The sequence below is a fragment of the Mesorhizobium sp. LNHC229A00 genome (assembly GCF_000502415.1).
Taxonomy (GTDB): Bacteria; Pseudomonadota; Alphaproteobacteria; order Rhizobiales; family Rhizobiaceae; genus Mesorhizobium.
This window is the reverse complement of sequence record NZ_AYWQ01000079.1, coordinates 1-1,362: the sequence shown is the minus strand read 5'-3', so window position 1 is coordinate 1,362 and position 1,362 is coordinate 1. Positions and strand designations below refer to the sequence as shown.

At 52.9% G+C, this 1,362-nt stretch carries 1 protein-coding gene; it reads right to left on the bottom strand.

Going from position 1 to position 1,362, the window contains the following annotated elements:
* Positions 1–708: 708 nt before the first annotated feature.
* Positions 709–1,095 (bottom strand): hypothetical protein, encoded by a 387-nt coding sequence (locus X742_RS140500; protein WP_023775595.1) that lies wholly within the window; start codon positions 1,093–1,095, stop codon positions 709–711.
* Positions 1,096–1,362: the final 267 nt, after the last annotated feature.

The following is a 1,362-nucleotide window of genomic DNA, read 5'->3' as shown; positions in this document are numbered from 1 at the left end:
GTCTTGTTCGCCGGGTGCTCCCGAGACCGCGAGCGCCCTGAAATCAAACCGATTTTGGGAGAACAACGATGAAACATCACCTCTTCCCCATGGTACTGGGCTTGCTCATGACCTCCGCCGGCCTGGCTTCGGCTGCCAACGTCCACTCGGTAGGCGATTATCTGGTTGACAAACCCAAGGCGAAATAGGAATATGGTCCTGACAGGCCGGCGCAGGGGGGTTTCAGCCCCGCTATCACTCTTTAATATATAATTCAAAAAAGGATACAATAATCCCTATAATTACGGCGAGATGAAGTGCTATATAGACGTATAGTAGGGGCGTTCTCTCGGTCTTTTGCCACCGATTCGTTTTTATGTCTAAAAGACTGAAATATATAAGTATGACGACTGGCGTTGCAGCAAAAAGAAACATCGGAAGTGGCATGGATCGCCTCAAAGAATCTATGGAACGGGAAACATACCGTGCGCAATTTCCGAAGGCTACCCAGCCGTAGGGGAATGGCTCTAGACACCGCCATCGAACTAACGTAGGATTATAATCCTACTCTTGGCCCAACTTTTACAGGACCAATGGCGAATGGCTCACGCAAGATTGACGGTGCACACTCCCACGCCAGTTGGGAGAGTAGTCATGCCATCGATCGGAATATGGGCCGTTCGCCTACTGCGAAAGCTTCCACACTCCGAAGCCTTTGACGAACACCTGTCACGGTGTGCGTTTTCGGTATCGCTCTTTGACGAAGATCTTACTCTGGGCAAAGTTCTTGGCTGGACCCGCCTGCAAAGCGGCATAGGCGAATTTGATACGGCTCGGAAGGCTATCGATGCTGCCGTACTTGCCGGCCATAGGCTTCAAGGGGATCAAGGCCCAGTAGTTTTCGAAGGCATCGACTTCGAGCCAATTCCGAAAACGTTCCACTAGTTCTGCCGGCGTGCCGTATCGGATTGTGACAAAGGCCGCATGACGTTTCCCTTGCATGCACGGATAGGTGTCGGCACCGAGCGCCTTGCGAAGCGCGTTCACTTCTCGAAGGCAATGCTCGGGCTCATACTTCAAAATCACCTGCAGTAAGATAACTGTCTTGGATGACATTAGGGGAAGCTCACGAATCGAGGGAGGGACCCCGATTATGTAGGATTCCCCTGCGGCAACAAGGACTCGCGTTCTACTATTGTTCTACAAACGCGGATTGTGGGGATAACGTCGCCGGTTCCGGCAAAAGGGATCGAACCCCTTGGTCACGCCCCGCTCTGTTTACGCTGGCGGCGCACCAGTTCCTTTATCTGCTCGTCGGTGAGCTTCGGCGCGTGGGCGATCTTGTTGACCACAGCATCGAATGCCGCGTCGGACTCGTCCGTT